This window comes from Serratia sp. 201, from assembly GCF_037027545.1.
Lineage (GTDB): Bacteria > Pseudomonadota > Gammaproteobacteria > Enterobacterales > Enterobacteriaceae > Serratia > Serratia bockelmannii.
Genome location: NZ_JAXCHC010000004.1, coordinates 317275 through 337116, shown reverse-complemented (window position 1 = coordinate 337116; position 19842 = coordinate 317275). Strand labels below are relative to the sequence as shown.

Sequence of the window (19842 nt, the reverse complement as noted above, 5' to 3'; positions counted from 1 at the left end):
TTACAGGGAAGTGAAAGCCAGGGTCGGCACATCGACGATGGTGGAGCCGCCGTCGGCCACCAGCGCCGCGCCGGTTATGATTGAAGCTTCGCTGGAACAGAGGAAACGGCAGACGCGGGCGATCTCCTCGGCGCTGGCCGGCCGGCGCAGCGGTACGTCGCGACAGACCATTTGGTAGGCCTGCTCCAGCGAAATCTGATGGGCGTCCATCAGCAGTTGCATCTCTTCGTCCGCCATCGGCGTGGTCACCCAGCCCGGACACACCGCGTTGGCGCGCACGCCCAGCGGGCCATAGTCGCGGGCGATGGAGCGCATCAGCCCGATCAGCGCATGTTTGGCGGTAACGTAGCCGCAGACCTCCGGCCCGGCGGCCAGCGAAGCGATCGAGGCCACGAACAGCAGGTTGCCGCCGCTTTTAATCAGCTCCGGCAGGCAGGCGCGCGCACTGGCGAAAGCGCTGTTGAGGTTGCTGTCCATCGCCCCTTGCCATTGCGCGTCGGTCATCTCGGTGATGCGCTTGAAGCCCATGCCGCCGGCGCTGCCGATCAGACAGTCGATGCGCCCGGCGTCGCCCAGAATCGCCGGCAGCAGCGTGTGGTTCCAGCTCTCGCCGCTGGCGGCGTCGCCCACCAAAGCCTGCGCGCCGATCTCTTGCGCCAGCGCCGCCAACGGTTCCGGGCGGCGGCCGATGATGAACACCCGATCGCCCTGCGCCGCCAGTAGACGGGCGCAGGCGGCGCCGACGCCGGTGCCGCCGCCGGTAATCACAACCACTCTATTCATGATTCAGCTTCTCCATCAGTTGGCCGATCATCAGCAGGCTGCTCAACAGCAGCCGCCGCTGTTCGGCATCCAGCCGCAGATAGCGGCGGCCGGCCGGCAAACGGCTGACCACCTCCGACGCGGCAAAATGCTCGATATCCACCTGCCAGCGCCCGTCGTTCACCGTCAGCCGCACGCGGCGAAAATCCAGCTGCGCCAGCGTCTCGCCGATCTGCGGGTAGCGCTGCAGCCCTTCCAGCACTCGCTGCGCGGCTGCATGGCGTTGGCGCAACAGATAGCGCACCCCGCGCCGCCGCAGCCAGCCGCCGGTCACCACGTCCAGCGTCAGCGGAGGCTGCGCTGCGCATGCGCCCTGCAACCGAAAACGGTGGCTGACGATATGCGCCATAAACAGCCCCTGCACCTGTTCGCCGATCTCGATCTGCGGCCCCTGCGGCAGCGTCAGCCGCAGCAGGCCCGGCGCCAGGCGTTCGCACGCGTAGGGTTCCAGATTGCGCGCCAGACGATCTAGCGCGGCGCCCGGCCGATAGCCCGACGGCGCGCGCCGCCAGGCGCGATTAAGTGAGGGAAGTAAGCCGATCAAACTGCGCCTCCTCGTTTTCACCCTTGGCAAATGCGTTCTCCAGCACCTGCTCGACCGGCACCGGCTTGAACGGGTTCACTTTCTGCACGCACAGCGTCCAGAACAGCGCATAGGCGGCGGTCAGGCCGATCATCCAGCCGAAGGGAATGTAGATGTCGCTCGGGTTCATCCCCGGCGGCGTGATGTAGACGATGGCCAGCACGATGCCGACGCTGGAAACGATTTGCGGCAGTGGGAACCACGGCGATTTATAGGCGCGCGGCAGGTCGGGGCGGCGCACGCGCAGGATCACCACCGAACAGGTCACCAGCAGGTAGGCCACGCCCCAGGCGCACACCGCCGCCAGCACCAGCGGAATGATCCTGTCGAGGTTGCCCTGAATGGCGAAGGCGTGTACGCAGGGGATCAGGACCGCCACCAAAATGCCGACCACCGGCGTTTTAAAGCGCGGGTGCAGATAAGCGAACATGCGCGGCAGCGCGCCGTCCAGCGCCATGCCGTACAGAATGCGCGGCACCGCCGCCATCAGCGTGTTGATGGTCGCCGCGCCCGCCAACAGCAGGCCGACGCCCAGCCAGTATTTGCCGAACTGGCCCATCACCTGGCCGGCGAACGCCGGGATGGCCATCGGCGTTTCCAGCAGGCGCGTGCCGCTGGCGGCGTCGATCACCACGTTTTCCACCTGGTGGCTGAGCGCCGCGCCATACAGCGCCATGCACACCGCCACGCCGCACAGCCCGAGCGCCATCGCGCGCGGGATCACCCGATCGCAGCGTTTGATCTCCGGCGCCATCGGCGTCACCAGCTCACAGCCGACGAACATGAACATCGCCATGCCGATCAGGCTGAACACCGCGAAGGGATCGTTCAGGCTAAGCGTGCTGCCGAACCAGCCCTCGAGCGGCACCGCATGCGGCGACAGCAGCCCGACGATGCCGAAAATCACCAGCGTGCTCCACATGGCGAAGGTCAGCACGATCTCCGCCTTGCCGAAGGCCTCGATGCCGAACGCGTTGAGCAGGCCGAACACGATTACCAGCCCGACGCCGACCATCCAGGAGGCATTGTGGCTTTCCATCAGGGTGTTGAGGTGCTCAAAGTTCACCAGCGCCATGATGCCGGAGAGAATGGTCTCGGCGGTGCCGGCGAAGATGTGCACGATCAGGTAGGCCGACAGCGCGCCGGTGATGGCGAAAAAGCGCCCCATGCCGCAGGAGATGTAGTCGTAAACCGAACCGGAGGTCGGCAGCAGCGACGCCGCTTCGGAGAAGGTGGTGAGCTGCGCCTGCATCATGATGAAGGCGATCAGCATCGCCAGCGCGAAGGTGTCGCCGCCGATGCCGAAGCCGCTGGTGACCGTCAGGATCACCGGGCTGGCCATGATCACCCCGACCGAACTGGCCAGGGTGGTGGGAAAGCCGACCTTGCCTCGAGCCAGGTGGGCGTGCAACCGCGACGACAGGTTCATGGTTATTTCCTCTTATAGTTTTGGCCTGATGCATGCAGGTGCTTGCAGGTTTTTCACCGCCAGCGGCGGTAATCTCACTATAGAGAGGAAAGGAAAATGCTGACTATCGTCCTTAAGGACGAGACGGTTTCAACCTGCGGCGGCGCTCACGGCGGCGCGCCATTGCATCGCCCCCTGCGGGCTGCGCGGGTAGGCGCGCAGCGGCGCCAGCAGCGCGGAAAAGAAGGCATAATAACCGGCACACAGCCGGTTATAGCGATCTTCGCCCACATGCGCCGGGCACCCGCCCTGGCAGACGCTTTTCACGCTGCAGCGTTGGCACTCGCGGCGCAGGCTCTTGTTTTTACCGAACGGCATCTCCGCCGCCCTTGCCGCCAGGGTGGCGAGCGGCGTGTGGCGATCGGCATGGCCGAGCAGATGCTGCGCATTGATCAGATGATCGCAGGCGTAAAGCCGCCCGTCCGGCTCCATCACCAGATTGCCGCCGCAGCGTTCGGCGTGCACGCAGCTGGGGCTGACGTGGGTGAAATACTGCGCGTAGACCTGTTCGATGTTCATCACGAAGACCTGGCCGATATGCCCGCGGCTGCGCCAGCGGCGGTATACCGCCAGCATAAAGCGCCCCCAGTTGGCGGCGCTCAGTCCGTAACCGGCGGTGGGCGCATCCCCTTCCAGCATCAGCGGCTGAAACTGCAGATAACGCGCCCCGATCGCCACCGCATGATCGTAGATCGCCTCGGCGCGATCCGCGACGCCGTCGTGCACCACCATCAGCAGGTTGAAGTCGATCTGATGGCGCTGCAACAACGCAATGCCGCGCAACGCGGCGTCATAGCTGGCGCCGCCGCGCTTGTCCGGCCGATGGGCGTCCTGCACCTCGCGATCGCCGTCCAGGCTGACGCCGAGGATAAAGTGATGCTGCCGGAACAGCCGGCACCAGGCGTCGTTCAGCAGGGTACCGTTGGTCTGCAGGCTGTTGCTGATCCGCACGCCCGGCGGCGCATAGCGGCGCTGCAACGCCAGCGCCCGCTTGTAAAAACCGATCCCCGCCAGCAGCGGCTCACCGCCCTGCCAGACGAAGTTGATCTCGCGGCTGTAACGCGGCTGGGCGGCGATGTAGCCGCGGATAAATTCCGCCAGCAGGTCGTCGTCCATCTTGCGCGTCCGCTCTTGCTGGCGCTGCGGGTAGTAACAGTAGCGGCAACCCAGGTTGCAGCCGGCGCCGATCGGCTTCACCAGCAAATGAAAAGGCGCCGCTGCGCGCGGTTCGCTCTCTACCGGGATCTGCTGCGCGCGCAGCTGGGCCAGGTTCATGGTGCCGCCTGCGGCAACGGTTTGTGGGTCTGCGGATCCAGGCCGATGTAGTCACCGGTGCTGGCGTCAACGCCGAGATAGTCGATCGCTGCGCCTTTGGCTTCAATAATCATGCTCTGCTGCGCAAAGCGGCGATACGCTTCGCTCAGCCGTTTGACCCGTTCCGGGTTGGCGGCGGCCAGATCGCGCGTTTCCAGCGGATCGTCATGCAGGTTGAACAGCCCCCACGGTGCCATCTGCGCCGTCGGCCCGGCCTTCACCAACCGCCGCAGCTTCCAGATGCCGTCTACATAGGCGGCCTGGTTATGCAACTCCACGCCGTAGGTCGCGCGCGGCACACCGTCGGCCTCGCCGCTGAAATAGCGCTTGAAGCTGACGCCGACCATCGGCAGCGTCGGTTTGGCCTTCAGCGGTTTGTTGGCGTCGATGCCGGCATAGTCATACAACGTCGGGGCGATGTCATACACCGCCATCGGCGTGCGGTCGATGCCGCCGCGCCCCTTCAGCCGCGGCGCGGAGATGATGAAATCGGTATTGATGCCGCCCTGTGCGCTGGTGGTTTTGTGGTAGTTGGCGTACGGCGCATTGCTGACGTTGGCCCAGTGCGGCCCGTAAGAGATGAACGATCCCTTGCGGCCGAGGTTGGCGTAACTGTTGTCGAACTGCCGCCAATACTCCGGCTTCGAGCCGTAGTAGAAGCCGCTGGCCGGGTTAGCGCCGTTGTCGGTGGCGAACACGATCACCGTATTTTGGTCACGGCCGGTCTGCTTCAGGGTGTTCAGCACCGCGCCGACCTGATCGTCCATATAGGCAATCATCGCCGCGTATACCTGCATGGTCTTGGCTTCATATTTTTGCTGCTCGGGCGTCAGCGCGTTCCAGGCCTTATCCAACGCCAGCGTCGGCATCGGCATCGGCGTGCGATCGGAAATCAACCCCAGCGCCTTCAGGCGCTGAATGCGCTGCTGATAGGCCTGCTGATAGCCGGCGTCGTATTTGCCGTCGAATTTAGCGATCCAGTCATCCGGCGCCTGCAATGGATCGTGCGGCGCGGTGAACGCCAGATAGGCGAAGACGGGCTGATTCTGCGGTGTATCGCGGATCCACTGTTCCAGCTGATCGGCATAGGCCTTGCTGGAGTAGAAATCTTTGGGCAACGACACGCGTTTGCCGTTCAGGGTGTAGAAGGTGTGGAACGCCTCCACGGTGCCCAGCGGTTTCGCATCGTCGAAATGGCTGGTGCCGCCGCCCATGAAGGCGAAGGCGCGCTCGAAGCCGCGATCGGTCGGTTTGGCGCCGTCGACATAGCCCAGGTGCCATTTGCCCGCCATCATGGTGGCGTACCCCGCATCGCGAAAGCGCTCCGGCAATGTGGTCACGCGGTCGGTCAGCCGCATTTCATAGCCCGGCTGCGCCGCGGTGCTCTCATACCACCACATGCCGCCCATGCCGGCCTGCTGGTTGGTGTTGCCGGTCATCAACATCGACCGCGCCGGCGCCGACATCGGCGAGGTGTAGTACTGGCTCATGCGAACGCCCCGTTCGGCCAGCGCCTGCAGGTTGGGGGTCGGTATCTCGCCGCCGAACGGGCTGATGTCGGAGTAGCCCATGTCGTCCACCAGAATGATCAGCACATTGGGGCGATCGGCGTCCGCCCCCTGTGCCAGGCCCGATAAGGCACCGCTCAACGCCACCGCCAACGTTTTTTTCTGCATCGTTCGTTCCCCGTATGGTCATGCGGACTGAACAACCCGACGCCTCAGCCCGTGAAAGGTCATCATTTTTTCGTCTTATACGTTTGGCGCCGCCTGGCGCTATCTTCAATTCGCAGTGTAGGAAGCGGTGGAAAAGCCTGGCTATCGTTCTTAAGAACGAGGGACGGCGACGGTCGCGCCGGTTGTAGCACGCGCAGAGCGGCGAGGGCCTCGCCCAGGCAAGCATTCAAAAGCGCTGTAAATTCAGCGGGAAAAGCGGCGAACTATTTCATTAACCTATTAATGAAAATCGCGAAAAATCCGCCCTAAAAAGCCCTGATAAACGCAGTGTCATCTTGTTATTTATGTGTTTTATTGCAATCGGCCTCACGTTGTTAATATGTTTTTATTGTGTTGCCAAATTGCTACAACTATGCTTGTATCGTTCATATATTGACCGCCAACATTCTCCAGTTGAACGATAAAGGGAGGAATACGAATCATGCACAGCACCGCATCCGATGCCTTTATCAACAGTTGTTTGGCGACCATTACGCACCTGATCCCGGTGTCCGCCGGGGTGTTTTATCTGGTCGATCGCGACCTGCGGCCGGATCACTACATCCTGCACGGCATGCCCGATAAAACGCATCAGCAGTACCTGAACCACTTCCAGCAGATAGACCCGCTGCAGCCGGCCAATTTCCATCGCCAGGACATCACCATGGTCGGCATGAGCCCGGCGGCGATCGCCGGCAACCGCCGCTATTACCACGACTTTATGCTGCCGAACGACATGCGCGACATGACGGAGATCTTCATCCGCCAGCGCAAGCGCATCGTCGCCGGGGTATCGCTGATCCGCGATACGCCGTTTACCGAAGTGGAACGCGGCCGCCTGCGCGCGGTGCTGCCGCTGATCGAGCTGGCGACGCGCGATCTGCTGCCCGACGGCGAGGCGCAGCTGTTGACCGCCAAAGAGCAAGAGATCGTCAACCTGGTTCGCGAAGGCGCCAGCAATAAGCGCATCGCCCTGAAGCTGGGCATTTCGCTGTCCACGGTGAAAACCCATATGCGCAATATTTTCGCCAAAACCGACGTGGTGAACCGCACCGAACTGGTCGCCGGCGGCTTTCTCGCCCACGGTTAACGCCCGATAACGGCCGCCGCTGCCGACGGCCGGAAAATAACGCCAAAACGTATTCGCCATTTATGGCGCGGCCTCCCCCTGCCCGCAATCGGGCCGGGCGGGATATTTCATCGTCACTCAACGCTTGGGGAAAAGGTTTATGTCCAGTGATTCGGTTTCCGCGCCCGCCGTCGGCGCGGCGCTCCCCTGCCCGCCGCGGCTGTTGACCGCCATTATCGTCTTCGCCGCCATCGCGCCGGGCATTCTGATGACCGCCCCCGCCGTGGCCGCCCAGCTCGCTACTCAGTGGCAGCTCGGCCCGGCGCAGATCGGCCACCTGTTCTCCACCGAACTCGGCGCCATGAGCCTGGCCACGCTGCCGGCGTGGTGGTGGATCGGGCGCATCAACTGGCGGCGGGTCGCTACGCTGTCGGCGCTGGTGTTTATCGCCGGCAACCTGGCTTCGGCGCTGGTGCAAGATTTTACCTTGCTGCTACCGCTGCGCTTTATCGCCTCGCTGGCGGGCGGCACCCTGATGATCCTGTGCATCACCTGCGCTGCCGGCACCGCCAATCCCAGCCGCGTCTATGCCCTCTGGGTGCTCGGCCAGCTGGTGCTGGGCGCGGTCGGGCTGCTGGTGCTGCCACCGCTGTTTGCGCACTTCGGCCTGATGGCGGTCTACCTGATTTTGGCCGCCATCATGCTGTGCTGCCTGCCGCTCATCCCGGCGTTCCCCAACGGTTTCACCGCCGCCCGCACCGCCCGCAGCGGCCCCGCCGCCTCGCTGGCGCGCAAGCTGTGCGCCGTGCTGGCGGTGCTGACCTTTTACATCAGCCTGAGCGCGGTCTGGACCTTTATCGGCGGCATCGCCGCCGGCGCCGGGCTGTCGCCGGCCCACAGCGGCCAGGTGCTGGCCGTCGCCACCTTGCTCGGCATCGTCGGCGCGGGGGCCGCGGCGCTGATCGGCGCGCGCTTCGGCGGCGGACGCCTGATCGTGCTGGGGTACGCCCTGCTGCTGGCCAGCGTGGCGCTGCTGACGGGCCAGCCCCTGCTCCTGCGCTTCGCCCTGGCCGCCCTGCTGTTCAAATTCACCTGGACCTTCGTGCTGCCGTTCATTCTGGCGCGGGTCGCCGGGCTGGATAACGACGGCAAGCTGATGAACGGCATCAACCTGGTGATCGGCGGCGGCATGGCCATCGGCCCGACGCTGGCCGGCTCTCTGATCGAATCTTCCGGCGGTTTCAACGCCTTGCTGTTCGGCGCGCTGGGCTGCGCGCTGCTGTCGCTGCTGTTGATTTCGCTGGCTTCACCGCGCGCACCGCGCCGTATAACAGGAGGAGAAAGGTGAAAAGAACAACCGGTTTCTTGTTTGATGAACGCTGTTTCTGGCACAGCACCGGCCTGCACGCCACCACCCTGCCGGTCGGCGGCTGGGTGCAACCGCCCTCGGGCGCCGGCCATGCCGAATCGCCGGAAACCAAACGGCGCATGAAGAACCTGATGGACGTGTCCGGCCTGTCGCGCCGGCTCACCCTGCTGAGCGCCGAACCAGCGACGGAAGAAGACCTGCTGCGCATCCACCCCGCCCACTATCTGCAGCGCTTCAAACAGGTGAGCGACAGCGGCGGCGGCCTGCTGGGGGAGGAAGCGCCGCTGGGGCCGGGCAGCTATGAAATCGCCAAACTCTCCGCCGGGCTGGCCTGCGCGGCGGTGGAGGCGGTACTGCAGGGCGAACTGGATAATGCCTATGCGCTGTCGCGCCCGCCGGGCCACCACTGCCTGCCGGATCAATCGATGGGCTTCTGCTTCCTGGCCAATATTCCCATCGCCATCGAGCGCGCCAAGGCCCGCTACGGCCTCGGCAAAGTCGCGGTACTCGACTGGGACGTGCACCACGGCAACGGCACCCAGCACATCTATTGGCAGCGCGGCGACGTGCTGACGCTGTCGCTGCATCAGGACGGCTGCTTCCCGGCGGGCTATTCCGGCGAGCAGGATCGCGGCGAAGGCGACGGGGCGGGCTGCAACGTTAACGTGCCGATGCTGGCCGGCGCCGGCGACGACGGCTACCTGCACGCCATGCGGCGCCTCATCATCCCGGCGCTGGAAAAATTCGAGCCGGAGCTGATCATCGTCGCCTGCGGTTACGACGCCAACGCCCTCGATCCGCTGGCGCGCATGCAGCTGCACAGCGACAGCTTCCGCGCCATGACCGCGCTGGTGCAGGACGCCGCCGACCGGCTGTGCGGCGGCAAACTGGTGATGGTGCATGAAGGCGGCTACGCCGAATCCTACGTGCCGTTCTGCGGGCTGGCGGTGATGGAACAGCTAAGCGGCGTGCGCACTGAAGTGCAGGATCCGCTGCTGACGTTCATCCAACAGCAGCAGCCGCGCGACGCCTTCAACCGCTTCCAGCGCGAAGCGCTCGACGAGCTGGCGCGCCAGTTCGGCCTGTAATCCCCTCTCTGCGGGCGCCGCACCCGGCGCCCCTGACAACCTCGCCGCCAGCCGCTACGCTGAAGGGCAACCCTACCACCATGAGAACAATAACATGTCCGAACAAACCGTCAGCTTTATCAAAGGCCGTCACGGCGACATCGCCGTGCACGACTGGGGAAACGACAAGCCGCGCTATCTGGCGCTGCTGGTGCACGGCTACGGCGAGCACCTCGGCCGCTATCAATACGTGGCGCGCACGCTGCAGGCGCAGGGCGCGCGGGTGTTCGGCCCCGACCATCTCGGCCACGGCCTGTCGCAGGGCGAGCGCGTGCTGATCGAAGATTATGACGCCGTGGTCGACGACGTGCAGCGCGTGGTCAGCCATTTCCGGCAGCAATACCCCACCTTGCCGCTGGTGGTGATCGGCCACTCGATGGGCGGCATGATCGCCACCCGCTACGTGCAGCGCCATGGCGAGGAGGTACGCGCGCTGGTGCTGTCCGGCCCGCTGCTCGGCGACAGAACGGCGATTTCCGATCTGGCCGAACTGCCGACGATCCCCGACGCGCCGCTGGATACCGCCACCCTGGCGCGCGATCCGGCGGTTGGCGCGGCCTATCAGGAAGATCCGCTGGTGTGGCACGGGCCGTTCAAGCGCCCCACCCTGCGCGCCATGCAGCGGATCCTCGCCGCCATCAACGCCGGGCCGGGCTTCGGCGCGCTGCCCACGCTGTGGATCCATGGCGACGACGATCGGTTAGTGCTGATGAGCGAAACGCAAACCGCGCTCGATCGTCTGCGCGGCGACGATTTCGAACGGATGATCAATGCGGGCGGGCGGCACGAGAGCTTTAACGAAACCAATAAGGATCAGATCCTCAAGCGGGTGACTGATTTTATTACGCGGGCGTTAGGCTAAGGCGCTCCCCCTCGGCATTCAGCCTGCTGAGGGGGGCATGACGGCGTCAGCCTTCGACGATGGCGAGGTAGTGTTTGACGAAGCGATCCGAGGTGATGTCCCAGCGCACCGGGGTGCCTTTCTCGACGAACCAGGAATCGCCGGCCTGATACTGCACCGATTCGCCGGTGCGTTCGTTGGTCAGGGTCGCACTGCCTTCCCACACCGTGGCGTGCTCGGCGAACGGATACTCCATCACGAAGCTGCCGCGGGTGCAGCTGAACACGCCGCAGTTCAGGTTGTCGGTCGGTTCGCCGAAGATGCTGGCCACGCCGACGGTCGGCGTGCCGGCGATCACCGTGGCGCCCAGGTTGCTGACGCTGCCGATCTCCAGCAGTTCCGGCAGCGGTTGTTTAAGCAATAACGGTTTCATGTGATTCTCCTCTGAGGGTTAACGGCGGCCTTTCCAGTAGCCGGATGTCTGGTGCCAAACCTTACCGGCGGTGGTCATCACCCGCCGCAGCTTGTCCTTGCCGAAGATGTTGACGTGCGGGATCGAGCTCATCAGATCGTACCGATCGGATCCTTCGCTCATGCCCTCCGCCAGCACCTTGCACACGATGTGGCTCGGCGTCACGCCGAAGCCGGAGTAGCCCTGCACGTAAAACACGTTGTCGCGATCCGGCAGCGTGCCGATCTGCGGGAACAGGTTGGCGCTGCAGCACAGCGGGCCGCCCCAGGCCAGATCGATCTTCACGTCTTTCAGGTACGGGAACACCTTCAGCATCAGGTTGCGGTTCCAGGCCTTGAGATCCGACGGGAAATATTCGATCAGGCGGGTGGCGCTGCCGAACAGCAGCCGGTTCTCGTTGGTCACCCGGTAATAATCGATCACCGGGCGGATGTCGCTGTAGGCGCCGCGGATCGGGCTGATCTGACGGATCAGATCGTCAGACAGCGGCTCGGTGGCCAGCTGGAAGGCGTAGGTATTGATGGTCTTGCGGTAGATCTGCGGCTCCATGCCGTTGAGAAAGCCGTTGCAGGCCCACAGCATCTTGTTGGCGCGCACAGAGCCCATGGCGGTGCGCACCGTAATGCGCGGGCCATACTCCACGTTGAGCACGCTGCTGTTCTCAAAGATTTTCACCCCGTAGCCGCTCAGCGCCTTGGCCTCGCCCAGCAGCAGGTTAAGCGAATGCACGTGGCCGCCGCCCATGTGCTTCAGCGCGCAGGTGTAGGCGTCTGAGCCCACGACCTGCTTCACCTCCGCCCCGGTGTAGAGCTCAATCTCCTCCTGCGGCGCTACCGCCTTGAACTCCTTCAGCCAGCCGCGCAGGGTCTTCTCCTGGCGTGCGTTGCTGCCGAGATAGCCGTAGCCGAAGCAGAAGTCGGCGTCGATGTCATATTTCTTGATGCGCTCGCGGATAATGCCGGCGCCGAGGTTGCTGATTTTGAAGATGGTTTCCAGCCCGGCCGGGCCAACGTGGCGCTTGATCTTCTCCAGATCGTGGCCGATGCCGGCCATCACCTGGCCGCCGTTGCGCCCGGTGCCGCCGTAACCCAGATAGCGGCCTTCGAGAATGGCGATGTTGGTGATGCCCTTCTCCGCCAGCTCCAGCGCGGTGTTGATGCCGGAGAAGCCGCCGCCGATGATCACCACGTCGACGTCCAGATCCTCTTCCAGCGTCGGGAAGCGCAGATCGTATTTTTTGGTCGCCGCGTAGTAGGTTAAGGACTCGATTTCGTTGTTCACTGCCGCACTCCCGATTGCCTATGCCATGACATCGGATTATCGGGAGCAGTGGGATCGTCCGCTATGTCCCCTTAGGGACATTCGCTACAAAAAATTAACATTCACGCGCTGCGCCGCTGCGGGGCGGTCAGCAGCAGGCTAAACAACTCGGCCTGCGAGCCGATGTTCAGCTTGCCGTAGATGTTCTTGCGGTGATTTTTTACCGTGCCGAGGCTGATGAACAGCCGGTCGGCAATCTGCTGCGAACCGCAGCCGGCGAGGATCAGATCGACGATCTCGCGCTCGCGCGGCGTCAGCAGATAGCGCGCCTGGGCGCCGTCATCGTTCACCGTCGCGGCCTCGGCCGGTGCCGCCACCACTTCGCCGTGCAGCCGCGCCACGCTTTTCACCAGCGTCAGCGCACTGCGCAGATCCGCCCGCTGCGGATAGCGTACCGCCACCGTGCGGCGCACCGAGCCGAAGAATACCCCCAGCCCGCGCTCCGGCGTCAGCTGCAGCAGCACGCCGGCCTCGTCGTGCCAGCCGGTCTTGCGATAAAAATTACGGTAATAATCGCTGTGATAAAACCCGCAGGGTGCCAGCTGGCGCAGCGTGAGCACCTCGCCTTCGCCGCCGTCGCTCAGCGCGCGGTAAAACGGATCCTGCAGGTAGGCGCCCTGTTGGTAGATCTGATTGACCGCATCGCTGTTTTCCCGCTCGGTTTTGATCAGGCAGCGCGGCGGCCGGCCGCGTTCGAAGGCATAGACGATGGCGTTGTCGAAGGCGAAAAATCCCTCCAGCCAATTCAACAGGCTGGGATAAAAACGCGGGCTAGCCACCGCATCGATCACCGCAGACAAGCGTTCAACCTGAATTTCCATACCCGCCTCGCCATTATTAACACATTAACAATCTACCGATTTCGGATGGGGTTGGCCGCACGACGGCCGGTACTGTTAAAAAAAGCACCCAAAACGCCGAAATGCAAGAGCGCGATCGTTTACATGTTAAACAACTCACAGGTTGCCGCGGCGGGGAAAGCGGTGGCCGCTCCGCGCCCGCTGGCTTATGCTGTGGCATCGCGCTCTGCAACGTCGTCAAGGAGATCTCATGTCCGTCAGCCACATCATCGCCAATCGCCAGACCTGGTTCGGCCACGGCAGCATCCAGCAGCTGCCGCCGCTGCTGCTTGCCGACCCGCAGCCGACGCTGTTGTTCAGCTGCCGATCTTTTCTCAACGGCCCGGTGTACGCCGGCCTGCGCGAAGCGCTGGCGCCGCTGTTCATCGGCACGGAGATCGTCAGCCACGAGGCGTCGCCGCAGGAAATAGACGCCTGGGTGGCGCGCTGGCGCGGCCAGGCGCGGCGCGTAGTGGCCATCGGCGGCGGCAGCGTGCTGGACGCCGCCAAGGCGTTCTCCGCGCTGGTGGAGCATCCGCTGCCGACGCTGCGCTATATGGAAAAAGTCGGCGACAGCAAAATCAGCGGCGCCACCCTGCCGCTGATCGCCATTCCCACCACCGCCGGCACCGGCAGCGAGGTGACGCAGAACGCGGTGATCACCGACACCCAGGTCAGCAAAGTGAAGGCCTCGCTGCGCCACAATAACTTCGTGCCGCACACCGCCATTCTCGATCCGCAGCTGCTGGCGGGCGCGCCGGACAAAGTGTTGGCCTACTGCGCTATCGACGCCTTCACCCACCTGTTCGAGGCCTATCTGTCGAAAACCGCCGGCGCCATGACGCGCGACATGTCGCTGAACGGCATACGCCACTTCCTCGCCGCCTGGCCGGCGCTCAACCGCAGCGATGCGGCGCGCGAGGCGATCATGCAGGCTTCCTACCTCGGCGGGCTGACGCTGAGCGCCGCCGGGCTGGGGGTCATTCACGGCATCGCCGGCGAGATCGGCGCGTTGCGCGACTACCACCACGGCCAAGTCTGTGGCCGCCTGCTGCTGCCGTTCCTCGCCCTGCTGGAAACCAGCGAACAGCCGCAGCAACGCGCGCTGATGGCCGAGCTGGCCGCGCGCCTGTACCCGCACTGGCAGGGCAGCCCGGAGAGCTACCTGACCGATTTCATCACCCGCCACGCCATTGCGCCGTTCTGGCAGGACGATTTGCCGATTTCCGGCCAGGAATTGGCGGTGGCGCTGGAGAAATCCAACAGCAAGAATTCCTGGATCGACTATGCGCCGGCGCAGCGGCAACGGATGATCGAAGAGGCGTTTCGCGTCGAATGATTATATAATCAGATCAACGCACTAGCAGGAGTTAAGGAAATGGGTATCATCGGCTGGATCTTCGCCGGCATCGCGGTCGGCATCCTGGTCGGCGCGCTGATCAGGATCTTCGGCAAGAAGAAAGAGCAGTAAGCGTCACGCTGTTCCGTGGGCCGCCAGCAGGCACTCATGGAACAGCTTCACCACCCGCTGCGGCACCGGCGAGCGGCGCAGCACGCTGGAGTATTCACAGTGATAGCGGAACAGCGCCGGTTTGATCGCCCGCATCATATTCTGCGCCACGAAAAACGCCGCGTAGTGATCAGGCAAAAAGCCGACGTATTTGCCGGACAGGATCAGCGTGGCGATCGACTCCTGCGCAAACCCCGTCGCCTTGCGATGCAAATGTTGCTGCAGGCTCAGTTCCATATTCGGCGAATGATAGCCTAATCCGGCGAAGGCATAATTGTGCAGCAGATCCCAATTTAATGTTTCATGGGGGCCGGAAAATAATTCATGCTGCGCGCCGCAATATAAGAACATCCTCTCACTGAATAACGGATGATAAGATAAACTTTCCGCGCTGCGGTGCATGGGAATAACGCCAACCTGAAATTGCCCGTCAATGACGCCGCGTTCAATGGTATTAATCGGCTCCACGTACATTTGCAAAGAAACCTCCGGCGCGCGCTCGCTGAATAACGCGATGGCCCGGCCGATCTGCGCCTGCGGATTGCTGACCGTATGGTCGAATATCGCCACGTGCAGCTGCCCGCCCATGCGCTGGTGCACCTCGTCCACCCCGCGCCGGAACGCCTCGGTGGCCGCCAGCAGGTTGACCGTTTCCTGATAGATCAACAGCCCCTCGTCGGTAACCGCAAAACCCTCGCGCCCGCGCTGGCACAGCGTCAGGCCCAGCCGCTGCTCCAGATCCTTGATGTGCTTGCTAATGGTCGACAGGCTGATATTCAGCTCCAGTTCGGCGGCGCTCATGCCGCCGCAGTCGACCACGGCCTTGAATACCCGCAGCAAACGCAGATCCATATCCGACAATTGCCCTAACAGCGCGCGCTTTTTTACTTGCATAAAACCTTAAGTAAGTTTCGACATATGATTATTCACAGTAGAGAACAAGCGGTACATAGTCAATTTCGCACAACAATTCGTTAACAACTCATTTTATTTAATTAATCGCACTTATTTTCCTGCCCGGAGGAAAACATGGCCGCTGAAAATTATTCGCTTAATCGTCTCGATGCCGAAGGGTTAGAGGCCCATTGGATGCCTTTTACCGGCAACCGTAATTTTAAAGCGCAGCCGCGCATCATTACTCAGGCCGCAGGGGCGTATTACACCAGCCACGACGGCAGAAAGATTTTCGACGGCCTGTCCGGATTGTGGTGCTGCGGATTGGGGCACGGCCGGCAGGAAATCACCGACGCCGCCCAGCGCCAGCTGGCGACGCTGGATTACTCGCCGGCGTTTCAGTTCGGCCACCCGCTGTCGTTCGAGCTGGCCAACAAAATCAAGGCGCTGACGCCGGCGGGGCTGGATTACGTGTTCTTCACCGGCTCCGGCTCGGAAGCGGCGGACACCTCGCTGAAAATGGCGCGCGCTTACTGGCGCGCCAAAGGCCAGGCGGGCAAAACCTGCTTTATCGGCCGGGAAAAGGGCTATCACGGCGTTAACTTCGGCGGCATCTCGGTCGGCGGCATCGCCGGCAACCGCAAGACGTTCGGCGCCGGCGCCGAGGCGGACCACCTGCCGCACACCCTGCTGGCCGGCAACGCCTTTTCGCGCGGCATGCCGCAACAGGGGGCGGAGCTGGCGGAAGAGCTCAACCGCATCATCGCGCTGCGCGACGCCTCGACGATCGCCGCGGTGATCGTCGAACCGTTCTCCGGCTCCGCCGGGGTGATCGTGCCGCCGGTCGGCTACTTGCAGCGCCTGCGCGAAATCTGTACCCAGCATGACATCCTGCTGATCTTCGACGAAGTGATCACCGCCTTCGGCCGCTGCGGCGCGATGACCGGCGCCGAGGCGTTCGGCGTCACGCCGGACATCATGAACATCGCCAAACAGGTGACCAACGGCGCGCAGCCGATGGGCGCGGTGGTGGTACGGCCGGAGATTTACCACACCTTCATGAACGGCGGCGAGCCGGACTACCAGCTCGAATTCCCGCACGGCTACACCTACTCCGCCCATCCGGTCAGCTGCGCGGTCGCGCTGGCGACGCTGGACATCCTGCAGCGCGAACAGATGGTGGAGCGCGTACAGGCGCTGGCGCCCTACTTCGAGCGCGCGGTGCACAGCCTGCAAGGAGCCAAACACGTCGCCGACATTCGCAATATCGGCCTGGCGGCCGGCATCACGCTGGCGGCGCGGCCCGGCGAGCCGGCGCGGCGCCCCTTCGAGGCGGCGATGCGCTGCTGGGAAAGCGGATTTTACGTGCGCTACGGCGGCGACACCCTGCAGTTGGCACCGCCGTTCATCAGCAGCGAAGCGCAGATCGATGCGCTGATCAACGCCGTGGGCGACGCCCTCAACGCCACCGAATAAGGAGAGAACCATGACCATCACCCATTGGATCAACGGCGAGCCCGCCGCCGGCGGCGAACGCAGCCAGCCGGTTTACGACCCGGCCACCGGCCAATCGGCGCAGGAGGTGCAGTTGGCCGACCGCGCCACGGTGGAGCGCGCCATCGCCGCCGCCGAACAGGCTTATCCCGCCTGGCGCGATACCCCTCCGCTGAAGCGCGCGCGCATCATGATGAAGCTCAAGGATCTGCTGGAGCAACACGCCGACGCCATCTGCCAGTTAATCACCGCCGAGCACGGCAAGGTGCTCAGCGACGCCCTGGGCGAACTGCAGCGCGGCATTGAGAATATCGAATACGCCAGCTATGTGCCGGAACTGCTGAAGGGTGAACACAGCAAAGAGGCAGGCCCGGGCATCGACAGCTGGAGCGAGTTTCAGCCGCTGGGGGTGGTGGCGGGCATCACCCCGTTCAACTTCCCGGCGATGGTGCCGCTGTGGATGTGGCCAATGGCGGTCGCCTGCGGCAACACCTTCGTGCTGAAACCTTCCGAGCGCGTGCCTTCCGCCGCGCTGTATATCGCCCGGCTGGCGGCGGAAGCCGGGCTGCCACCGGGGGTGCTCAACGTGGTCAACGGCGATCGTGAAGCGGTGGAGACGCTGCTGCATGACGGGCGCGTCAAAGCGATCAGCTTCGTCGGTTCGACGCCGGTGGCGGAGCACATCTATCACACCGGCTGCGGCCAGAACAAACGGGTGCAGGCGCTGGGCGGCGCCAAAAACCACGCGGTGGTGCTGCCGGACGCCGATATCCCCGGCGCGGTCGGCGCGCTGATGGGTGCCGCCTTCGGCTCCTGCGGCCAGCGTTGTATGGCCATCCCGCTGGTGGTGGCGGTGGGCGACGGCACCGCCGACGCGCTGATCGCAGGGCTGCGGCAACAGATGGCCGCCATGCGCGTCGGCCCCGGCAGCGACAACCGCAACGACATGGGGCCGCTGGTGACCCAGCAGCATTATCAGAAGGTGAAAGGCTATATCGATCAGGGCGTAGCCGAAGGCGCCGAGCTGCTGGTGGACGGCCGCGAGCTGAGCGTGATCGGCGCCGACGGCCGCCCCAGCCAGGGGTATTTCCTCGGCCCGACGCTGTTCGATCGCGTGACGCCCGGCATGCGCATCTATCAGGAGGAGATCTTCGGCCCGGTGCTCGGCGTGGTGCGCGCGGCCTCGCTGCCGGAGGCGATGGCCTTGATCGACGCCCACGAATACGGCAACGGCACCTGCCTGTTCACCCGCGACGGCGAAGCGGCGCGCTACTTTTCCAGCCGCATTCAGGTCGGCATGGTGGGGATCAACGTGGCGCTGCCGGTGCCGGTGGCCTACCACTCGTTCGGCGGCTGGAAGCGCTCGCTGTTTGGCGATCTGCACGCCTACGGCCCGGACGCCGTCAGGTTCTACACCAAACGCAAGACCGTGACCCAGCGCTGGCCGGCCTCCGGCGATGCCCGCCGCGCCAGCTTCAGCTTCCCGTCGGGGCAGGGGTAACACATAAGAACAATAAACTTCCGGGGAGCAACGCTCCCCGGCATTTAGCGCGCTCCATTTGATTCCTGCGTACAGCCTGTGCAGCAAAACAATAACTCACTCACACGTTAATGGAGTCGTTATCCCATGAAAGAGTCCGCCCCTGAACACACCTTCAAAGGCAATCTCAGCGTCCTCGACGTGGTGATGATCACCGCGTCCGGCGTGACGCCGGCCAGTTCGATCTTCGTTATCGCGCCGCTGGCGATCGCCAACGCCGGCAGCGGCGCCTTTCTGTCGTTTCTGATCGCCGCCTGCGTCGCCGCCGCCATCGCGTTGTGCTATGCCGAGCTCGGCGCCGCACACCCCAGCGCCGGCGGCGAATACAGCATCATCAAGCGCCTGTTCGGCACCCTGTGCGGGTTGCAGACCTACCTGTTTATCCTCAGCGCCTCGCTGTTCGTGCCGGCGGTGCTGGCCACCGGCGCAGTGCCTTACCTGAACACCGCGCTGGGCACCCAATTCGACGCCTCGACCGCCGGCATGCTCACCGTGCTGGTCGGCGGTATCTGCGCCATTTTCAACATCAAAGCCAACGCCCTGCTGACCGGCGCCTTCCTGGTGGTGGAAGTGGCGGTGCTGGCGCTGATCGCCTGGCTCGGCTTCAGCCACCCGCATCAGAGTACGGAGATCCTCACCGCGCCGGTGATGCTGGACGCGCAGGGCAGCCTGGCGCCGGTATCGCTGCCGCTGATCGTCGCCATGGTCGGGGTCGCGCTGTTCTCCTACAACGGCTACGGCGCGGCGGTGTACATGGCGGAAGACATGCGCGAACAGGGCAGGCCGATGGCGATCGCGATCATGCTGACGCTTGTCATCGTGGTGCTGGTGGAACTGGTGCCGTTCACCGCCCTGCTGATCGGCTCGCCGTCGCTGACGGAGATGGCCAAACAGGCCGATCCGGTCGGCTACGTGGTCACCCAGCTCGGCGGCCCGACGCTGGCGCGGGTGGTGAGTGGCGCAATCTATCTGTCGGTGTTCAACGCCATTATCGCCATCGTGGCGCAGTTCAGCCGCATGATGTTCGCCAGCGGACGTGACGGCTTCTGGCTGCCGGCGTTCAACCGGGCGCTGAAAATCATCCACCCGCGTTTCGGCACCCCCTGGATCGCCACCCTGCTGTTCGGCGTGCCGTCGGCGCTGCTGGCGTTTTGCTCCGATCTCGAATCGCTGACCTCGTTCACCGTGATCCTGCTGCTGCTGGTGTACATCATTATGGCGGTGGCGGCGCTGATCAGTCGCCGTCGCCGCCACTTCCACCACCCGTACCTGATGCCGCTGTGGCCGCTGCCGGTGGTGGTGGCGCTGCTGTGCTGCCTGTACGTGCTGTGGACGATTTTGATCGCCAGCAGCCTGAAAGACTTTATTATCATTGCCGGCATCATCGGCTTCGGGTTGGCGCTGAACCATCTGCGCGGCCGCCAGACGGCGCCCCTCGCCGCCCCCTCAATAGAAGGAGAATAAC

Annotated in this window: 17 protein-coding genes; 8 read left to right on the top strand and 9 right to left on the bottom strand. The window is 63.9% G+C overall.

What is annotated here, in order from left to right:
• From WA302_RS20360 to WA302_RS20340, 5 genes are all read right to left on the bottom strand, one after another.
• Positions 1 to 783 (bottom strand): SDR family NAD(P)-dependent oxidoreductase, encoded by a 783-nt coding sequence (locus WA302_RS20360; protein WP_089196489.1) that lies wholly within the window; start codon positions 781 to 783, stop codon positions 1 to 3.
• Positions 776 to 1366 carry a DUF3156 family protein gene (locus WA302_RS20355; RefSeq protein WP_043136151.1) on the bottom strand — a complete coding sequence of 197 codons (591 nt, stop codon included), beginning with the start codon at positions 1364 to 1366 and terminating at the stop codon, positions 776 to 778. Before WA302_RS20355 ends, WA302_RS20360 begins: the two co-directional genes overlap by 8 nt.
• Positions 1341 to 2834: an APC family permease gene (locus WA302_RS20350; protein WP_141971123.1), complete on the bottom strand. Its 1494-nt coding sequence runs from the start codon at positions 2832 to 2834 to the stop codon at positions 1341 to 1343. The genes WA302_RS20355 and WA302_RS20350 overlap by 26 nt, the downstream gene beginning before the upstream one ends.
• Before the next feature lie 129 nt (positions 2835 to 2963).
• Positions 2964 to 4148 carry an anaerobic sulfatase maturase gene (locus WA302_RS20345; protein WP_142075018.1) on the bottom strand — a complete coding sequence of 395 codons (1185 nt, stop codon included), beginning with the start codon at positions 4146 to 4148 and terminating at the stop codon, positions 2964 to 2966.
• A complete protein-coding gene (locus WA302_RS20340) occupies positions 4145 to 5863 on the bottom strand; it encodes an arylsulfatase (protein WP_261456554.1) in 1719 nt (572 codons plus the stop codon). Before WA302_RS20340 ends, WA302_RS20345 begins: the two co-directional genes overlap by 4 nt.
• Positions 5864 to 6344: 481 nt before the next feature.
• Here WA302_RS20340 and WA302_RS20335 point away from each other — a divergent pair, with 481 nt between their 5' ends.
• The 4 genes from WA302_RS20335 (at position 6345) to WA302_RS20320 (ending at position 10329) form a co-directional block, all read left to right on the top strand.
• Positions 6345 to 6992 (top strand): response regulator transcription factor, encoded by a 648-nt coding sequence (locus WA302_RS20335; protein WP_049204607.1) that lies wholly within the window; start codon positions 6345 to 6347, stop codon positions 6990 to 6992.
• A 139-nt stretch (positions 6993 to 7131) separates the two neighbouring features.
• Positions 7132 to 8319, top strand: coding sequence for an MFS transporter (locus WA302_RS20330; protein ID WP_261456555.1), 1188 nt, complete (start codon positions 7132 to 7134; stop codon positions 8317 to 8319).
• Positions 8316 to 9428 (top strand): class II histone deacetylase, encoded by a 1113-nt coding sequence (locus tag WA302_RS20325; RefSeq protein ID WP_261456556.1) that lies wholly within the window; start codon positions 8316 to 8318, stop codon positions 9426 to 9428. The genes WA302_RS20330 and WA302_RS20325 overlap by 4 nt, the downstream gene beginning before the upstream one ends.
• Before the next feature lie 94 nt (positions 9429 to 9522).
• The gene (locus WA302_RS20320) at positions 9523 to 10329 is read left to right on the top strand and encodes an alpha/beta hydrolase (RefSeq protein ID WP_127146472.1); all 807 of its coding nucleotides are present in this window, start codon (positions 9523 to 9525) and stop codon (positions 10327 to 10329) included.
• Between the two features lie 46 nt (positions 10330 to 10375).
• On the opposite strand, the gene WA302_RS20315 is transcribed toward WA302_RS20320, so the two are convergent.
• The 3 genes from WA302_RS20315 to WA302_RS20305 all read right to left on the bottom strand — a co-directional run bounded on the left by WA302_RS20315 (position 10376) and on the right by WA302_RS20305 (position 12921).
• The gene (locus tag WA302_RS20315; RefSeq protein WP_019454941.1) at positions 10376 to 10741 is read right to left on the bottom strand and encodes a cupin domain-containing protein; all 366 of its coding nucleotides are present in this window, start codon (positions 10739 to 10741) and stop codon (positions 10376 to 10378) included.
• A gap of 18 nt (positions 10742 to 10759) precedes the next feature.
• Positions 10760 to 12061, bottom strand: a complete 1302-nt coding sequence (locus tag WA302_RS20310; RefSeq protein ID WP_033636959.1) for an NAD(P)/FAD-dependent oxidoreductase — start codon at positions 12059 to 12061, stop codon at positions 10760 to 10762.
• Between the two features lie 101 nt (positions 12062 to 12162).
• Positions 12163 to 12921, bottom strand: coding sequence for a helix-turn-helix transcriptional regulator (locus WA302_RS20305; RefSeq protein ID WP_089181644.1), 759 nt, complete (start codon positions 12919 to 12921; stop codon positions 12163 to 12165).
• A 229-nt stretch (positions 12922 to 13150) separates the two neighbouring features.
• On the opposite strand from WA302_RS20305, the gene WA302_RS20300 reads away from it, so the two are divergent.
• Positions 13151 to 14278: an iron-containing alcohol dehydrogenase gene (locus WA302_RS20300; protein ID WP_336064715.1), complete on the top strand. Its 1128-nt coding sequence runs from the start codon at positions 13151 to 13153 to the stop codon at positions 14276 to 14278.
• A gap of 135 nt (positions 14279 to 14413) precedes the next feature.
• On the opposite strand, the gene WA302_RS20295 is transcribed toward WA302_RS20300, so the two are convergent.
• Positions 14414 to 15343: a LysR family transcriptional regulator gene (locus WA302_RS20295; RefSeq protein WP_049204598.1), complete on the bottom strand. Its 930-nt coding sequence runs from the start codon at positions 15341 to 15343 to the stop codon at positions 14414 to 14416.
• Positions 15344 to 15478: 135 nt separating this feature from the next.
• On the opposite strand from WA302_RS20295, the gene WA302_RS20290 reads away from it, so the two are divergent.
• The 3 genes from WA302_RS20290 (at position 15479) to WA302_RS20280 (ending at position 19841) form a co-directional block, all read left to right on the top strand.
• Complete coding sequence (locus WA302_RS20290; protein WP_025305172.1) at positions 15479 to 16819, top strand: aspartate aminotransferase family protein; 1341 nt, start codon at positions 15479 to 15481, stop codon at positions 16817 to 16819.
• Positions 16820 to 16829: 10 nt separating this feature from the next.
• Positions 16830 to 18338 (top strand): CoA-acylating methylmalonate-semialdehyde dehydrogenase, encoded by a 1509-nt coding sequence (locus tag WA302_RS20285; protein WP_336064714.1) that lies wholly within the window; start codon positions 16830 to 16832, stop codon positions 18336 to 18338.
• A 126-nt stretch (positions 18339 to 18464) separates the two neighbouring features.
• Positions 18465 to 19841 (top strand): APC family permease, encoded by a 1377-nt coding sequence (locus WA302_RS20280; protein ID WP_025305170.1) that lies wholly within the window; start codon positions 18465 to 18467, stop codon positions 19839 to 19841.
• Position 19842 lies beyond the last annotated feature (1 nt).

Coding starts and splice junctions, on each gene's coding strand:
- WA302_RS20320 (WP_127146472.1), top strand. CDS start 9,523: ATGTCCGAACAAACCGTCAGCTTTATCAAAGGCCGTCACGGCGACATC.
- WA302_RS20360 (WP_089196489.1), bottom strand. CDS start 783: ATGAATAGAGTGGTTGTGATTACCGGCGGCGGCACCGGCGTCGGCGCC.
- WA302_RS20315 (WP_019454941.1), bottom strand. CDS start 10,741: ATGAAACCGTTATTGCTTAAACAACCGCTGCCGGAACTGCTGGAGATC.
- WA302_RS20295 (WP_049204598.1), bottom strand. CDS start 15,343: ATGCAAGTAAAAAAGCGCGCGCTGTTAGGGCAATTGTCGGATATGGAT.
- WA302_RS20330 (WP_261456555.1), top strand. CDS start 7,132: ATGTCCAGTGATTCGGTTTCCGCGCCCGCCGTCGGCGCGGCGCTCCCC.
- WA302_RS20350 (WP_141971123.1), bottom strand. CDS start 2,834: ATGAACCTGTCGTCGCGGTTGCACGCCCACCTGGCTCGAGGCAAGGTC.
- WA302_RS20305 (WP_089181644.1), bottom strand. CDS start 12,921: ATGGAAATTCAGGTTGAACGCTTGTCTGCGGTGATCGATGCGGTGGCT.
- WA302_RS20290 (WP_025305172.1), top strand. CDS start 15,479: ATGGCCGCTGAAAATTATTCGCTTAATCGTCTCGATGCCGAAGGGTTA.
- WA302_RS20300 (WP_336064715.1), top strand. CDS start 13,151: ATGTCCGTCAGCCACATCATCGCCAATCGCCAGACCTGGTTCGGCCAC.
- WA302_RS20340 (WP_261456554.1), bottom strand. CDS start 5,863: ATGCAGAAAAAAACGTTGGCGGTGGCGTTGAGCGGTGCCTTATCGGGC.
- WA302_RS20280 (WP_025305170.1), top strand. CDS start 18,465: ATGAAAGAGTCCGCCCCTGAACACACCTTCAAAGGCAATCTCAGCGTC.
- WA302_RS20345 (WP_142075018.1), bottom strand. CDS start 4,148: ATGAACCTGGCCCAGCTGCGCGCGCAGCAGATCCCGGTAGAGAGCGAA.
- WA302_RS20285 (WP_336064714.1), top strand. CDS start 16,830: ATGACCATCACCCATTGGATCAACGGCGAGCCCGCCGCCGGCGGCGAA.
- WA302_RS20335 (WP_049204607.1), top strand. CDS start 6,345: ATGCACAGCACCGCATCCGATGCCTTTATCAACAGTTGTTTGGCGACC.